Genomic DNA, 4,461 nt, shown 5'->3' with positions numbered 1-4,461 from the left:
CTCAGTCCTCATGGACGCGAGAGGCTACCGGTCGGCAGCAAGCCAAAGTGGTGCTTTTCGACGCTTGGGCCTATCTCCGACGTGGGCTACCGCGAGCACAAGCGGGTATCCGTGCTCCCATGCGGGCTCGTCTGTCCGTAGGCACTCAACTAGCTCTCATGAACGGCGTCAAGGGACTTCAGCATTCAAGGCAGGGTCGGGTTGCGAGATGAACCTGAATGGTGAGATTCAGGTTTAGAAGGAGCAGCGACGTCGATCGCTGCGACAGTCGGCGACCGTGACGGTTGCGCGCGGCGCCGCGGCGGGCAGGCGGACCAGCGTGTGACCCTCGGCGCTCCCGCTGGCGCACACGGTGCGATCGGGCTCGGTCCCGACGGTCACCGTCACCCGCACCCGCCGTCCGTCCACCGCCGCCGTGGCCGCGGCCAGCGTGTGGCAACTGCTGTGCGAATAGCGGAGGACGATCGAGCGATGGTCGGGCTGCAATACGGCGGAACCGCTGATCCCGCCCACCCGCTGCGAGCCCGTCCGGCTCGGATCGGGCACGTCCAGCTCGTCGGGCGCCGCGACCGTCGTACGGGTCCAGCCTGGCACGTCGAGCACGATCTCCTGCGTTCGGTCCGGGCAGCGGCCATCGGGCCAGGACCCCCACACGGTCACGCGCCGCAGCTCCCCGTCGGCCGGGCCCACCTCGACGTGGTCGACCGTGCACGGCGCCTGCTCCCACGGGCCGTCCCCCGCCAGCCGCAACGTCACCCGCCCATCGCGGAACCCGATCCGGTACCACGGCGCCGGCGACAGGTCGCCCCGCCCGCGCCGGCGTGCCCCGGGCACGAACCGCACGCCATCGGTGCTCGTCAGCGTCAGCGCGGGCTCGGTCCGCGTCGCGAGCGGCGCCGGCGTCCCCGCCGGCGGCGGGGACGGCGTCGGGGTGGGGTCGGTCTGCAGCCCGCACCCCGTGAGGAGCGCGAGGGAGATCAGCGCGAGCCGTCGCATCCTCCGCCGAAGCGTAGGGCCGCACGGCCGGCGCGCGTCACCCGGCGCCGGCCAGCGCCTCGCTCAGCCGGCGCTCGGTCTCCGCGTCGAGCGAGGTGCGCAGCACGCGACCTTCGTCCTCGATCCGCGCGAGCACCTTGTCGAGCGTGCCGCCGCGGACGAGCAGGATCAGCGCCGCCGAGCCGGGCCTGAGCTCGTTCCCGAGGTCGCGCATGAACGCGGCGTCGAGGCCATGGTCGGCGAGCGCGCCGTGAGTCGCGCCGGCCGCTCCGCCGATCACCGCGCCGAACAGCGGGGCGAAGAAGGCCAGCTCGATCAGGCCGCCGTAGCCCGCGCCCCGCTTCGTCCCGCGCGGGCCCGCGTCGGGTGATGAAGCCTGACGCGGCCGCCAGCCGCGCTCGCCTCACCGATCCGAGCGCCACTCTGGCGGCGCGTGCCGCTGCCAGTGAGCGTCGCGCGAGCCAGCGTATGACCGCAGATACCGATCGTCGTCGTCTTGGTGCGATCGACGTCGACGGTCCTGACCGGCACCTTCGTGGCCGATCTGGCCGGCAGCTTCGTGCACGCCTGAGCCGGCGCGGCGAACAGCAGCGCCAGAGCCACTCCCGCAAGGATCCGCATGCGTCCAGAACGGCTCGACGGAACCAAGGTTGCGTACGGGCGAGCGTGACCGGGCGAGCCGACGGCGCCCTTCCCTGGGCGAGCGTGCGCGCCGGCATCTGTTGTGGCCGGTCGAAATCGCGATGGACGAGGACCGAAAGTGGCGCTTGTCGACGAAGGGATCCCTTCGCTGGCCCGATCGTGAGCAACACGGCTCAGCGCTGCGGGTTGGTGGCGAACGCCAGCAATCCGTCGATGTCGCATCGCGTCAGGCCCGACGCGGGGTCTATGTCGCGCAGTAACGTCGGGGCGAGCCGGTGCGCGCCCCAGGCCGTTGCATCGACCCCGAGTCGGTCATCGACCCACGCGAAGGCGCGGTCATCGACGAACCGTCTGATGGCTGGCAGCTTGACGGTTTCGCCGGGGCCGACGACCGTACCTGCGAACTGGATGACGGGAAGGTCCGGCAGGCCGAGCAACGGTGCCAGGAGCTCGTTGGCGTCGTGTTCCCATGTGGTCGCCCATACGAGCTCGAAGACCTTGGCTAGTTCGGCGAGCCAGCCCGGCAGTAGGCGATGATGCGAAAGGCTTACGTGGGTGCTCGCGATCGGGACCTGATCGGGCGCGGCGTCCCCCAGGGGGCACACGACGCCGTCCACGTCGAGAAGCAGGAGCGGACGCACGCGGCCATTGTGATGGTTTGCGACGAAACCGCTAGGCGGCGTCGCTGCGAACGCGGCGATCACGCCAGCGCTCGACCAAGACCCACGCGGCCACAGCCAACACGCCCAGCAGCGGCATCCACCACTTGCCGTCTAGGGCTGATCTCCAGAAGGCCAGTCCTAGGACCGCAACGGCGAGCCCGACGCCCAAGAGCCGCACGCGCCGGCGTTCACCCGGGACCACGCCGACGAGGATCAGGGACAGCAGCGCAAGCAGGTACACCAGGTCGAGCATGTCCCGCAGGCTACGCAACGACCATGCGCGCCGTCTACGACGCAGCACGCACTTATCGAACGGCCGGCGCGCGTGTCCTCATGATCGCCGAGACCTGGCAGGACCAGCGCGCCTCTACGGAGCCCCCGCTTCGTCCGCGCGTCATAGCGCTTCTCGACGAATTGGCGCTTCACGACGTCGCCGTCGAGGCCGCCATAGGTCGCACGCGGAGGTCAGCCTGGGCGGCTCCCCAGCGGGAGTGAGCTACCGCGCCGCTGTCTCGCGCCGGACCCGGAGCGCGAGGTCGGTGACGAAGTACAAGACCATGGCCACAAACACCAAGCCGGCCCATTCGAACGGCACGATCATCACCAGCCCGAAGCCGCCGAAAAGGACCGTCACGAACGCCAGGTAGCGCCGTAACTCGCCGTACTCGCGGGCGCGGACGCTCCTGACCGTGTGAAAGATCACGGCCGCCGCAGCGAGACCCAGAGCAATCGCGATGAACACGGCGCAAGCGTACCGATCCTGCGCCGTTCGCCAATCGGTCGTCCGGCCATAGTGCCTCGCGCCGAGACGCGCCCTGAACGGATCCTTCTCGACGAAGGCGTTGCTTCTGGCAGCGCTGCCCACGCGCGATCTCGCTACGCGGTCGCCGTGTCCTCAGTACCCTCCGCGCCGGCGCTGAGCAGCGACGCGCGTGATCGGCTCATGGCGTTGCTGGTCGAGGCGGGCGTCGACATCCACCGCCCCACGCTGGACGATGTGAACCGAGCATGGGATGCGATGCGTCGGTTCGCGTTCGAGCCGGCCGCTGACGTACCGGCGGAGACGCCGGGCGACTATGACGACGGGCTCTTCGCCCAGTACGGCGTCTTCGATTGGACGTTCACCGGCGAGCACGAATTCTTCGAGCTCGACATGACTCGGCAATTCGCGGTACCTGCGCCGGGCCAGCCGGTGCTCCGACAAGTCCATTGCACCTTCAGATTTCCCCCCACGGACGAGATTCGCTCCCTGGGCGAAGCCGATCTGGACTCCTTTGAGATCGGCCTAGAGGCGTTCTTTGACCAGGCACTCGAGATGCCTGGCTTCGCGCGTATCCGCGAGTGCGGCGTTCCGCCGGCCGAGCTCGCCGTCAGCTGGAACGACCTGTAGTCCTCCGCAGCGATGCGTTCAGATCGCTCCGCGGAATGGTCTTCCTCGACGATTCCGTGCCTCTGGCCGGCTCAGCCCTTGCGGCGACTTCGCCCCGGCTGCGTTCAGGCAACGGGAGCGACGCGGTGCGTTGCCTGTCCTGATCGCCGGGTCGTCACTGGTGTGATGTGCGGCCCGAGGGCATCGAGGAACCGGCACAGCTCGTGTTCGTACAGCACGCCCGGCGACGATTGGTGCGTCATATCGGGCAAGCGGACAGTTCTAAGCGGTCCGGCTGGCCGCGAGCGGGCGATGCTGGTTCGAGCGGCATCCACCTTGTCCGCCGAGGACCCGAAGGCAAGTACCGAGCACTGCACGCGACCGATCGCTTCGCGCGGATCCCAGTCCATGTCCGGCCAGCTGCCCGCCTCGGGCAGCTGTCGCGGGGGACCCAGGCCAGATGCAACCACGGCCGCGCGACGCATCATCGATAACGGTCTGTGCGGCGTCGCGATCGAGCTCACCTCGTAGATACTGCTTGTACGTCTTGCGTAGGACGTCGAGCTCTTCTGTGGCGAGGTCTGCACGGCGCAACTGCTCGCGCGTGCCGCATCGCATCTGGCACGCCGGACTGACACCGGACGCCGACACGGTGATCAGGAAAGCTGTCGCCTGATCGTCGGCTCCGCCAGCGCAGCGCCCAAGCCCTTGGCTGAACCCCACAGAACCTGTCAAGGCCGGTTGAAGATTGGGCCGGTTTGGCCGGTTGAAAAGTGGTCCACCTGAGCGAGA

General features: G+C 68.9%; 7 protein-coding genes. 1 reads left to right on the top strand and 6 read right to left on the bottom strand.

Annotation, left to right across the window (positions count from 1 at the left end; translation table 11 throughout):
- Nucleotides 1–234: 234 nt before the first annotated feature.
- From OJ962_RS34010 to OJ962_RS33985, 6 genes are all read right to left on the bottom strand, one after another.
- A complete protein-coding gene (locus OJ962_RS34010) occupies nucleotides 235–996 on the bottom strand; it encodes a hypothetical protein (RefSeq protein WP_202958708.1) in 762 nt (253 codons plus the stop codon).
- A 37-nt stretch (nucleotides 997–1,033) separates the two neighbouring features.
- Nucleotides 1,034–1,276 carry a DUF1269 domain-containing protein gene (locus OJ962_RS34005; protein ID WP_270006939.1) on the bottom strand — a complete coding sequence of 81 codons (243 nt, stop codon included), beginning with the start codon at nucleotides 1,274–1,276 and terminating at the stop codon, nucleotides 1,034–1,036.
- 35 nt (nucleotides 1,277–1,311) lie between these two features.
- Entirely contained in the window at nucleotides 1,312–1,599 is a 288-nt protein-coding gene (locus OJ962_RS34000) for a hypothetical protein (RefSeq protein WP_202958709.1), read from the bottom strand.
- A 212-nt stretch (nucleotides 1,600–1,811) separates the two neighbouring features.
- Nucleotides 1,812–2,279, bottom strand: coding sequence for an HAD domain-containing protein (locus tag OJ962_RS33995; protein ID WP_270006938.1), 468 nt, complete (start codon nucleotides 2,277–2,279; stop codon nucleotides 1,812–1,814).
- A gap of 31 nt (nucleotides 2,280–2,310) precedes the next feature.
- Complete coding sequence (locus tag OJ962_RS33990; RefSeq protein ID WP_270006937.1) at nucleotides 2,311–2,553, bottom strand: hypothetical protein; 243 nt, start codon at nucleotides 2,551–2,553, stop codon at nucleotides 2,311–2,313.
- Nucleotides 2,554–2,796: 243 nt separating this feature from the next.
- The gene (locus OJ962_RS33985) at nucleotides 2,797–3,042 is read right to left on the bottom strand and encodes a hypothetical protein (protein ID WP_270006936.1); all 246 of its coding nucleotides are present in this window, start codon (nucleotides 3,040–3,042) and stop codon (nucleotides 2,797–2,799) included.
- Between the two features lie 201 nt (nucleotides 3,043–3,243).
- Here OJ962_RS33985 and OJ962_RS33980 point away from each other — a divergent pair, with 201 nt between their 5' ends.
- Entirely contained in the window at nucleotides 3,244–3,690 is a 447-nt protein-coding gene (locus OJ962_RS33980) for a hypothetical protein (RefSeq protein ID WP_202958713.1), read from the top strand.
- The last annotated feature ends 771 nt before the right edge of the window (nucleotides 3,691–4,461 follow it).

Origin of the sequence: Solirubrobacter deserti (genome assembly GCF_027587175.1) — a bacterium.
In the GTDB taxonomy this organism is placed as follows: domain Bacteria; phylum Actinomycetota; class Thermoleophilia; order Solirubrobacterales; family Solirubrobacteraceae; genus Solirubrobacter; species Solirubrobacter deserti.
This window is presented reverse-complemented; position numbering and strand designations above follow the sequence as displayed.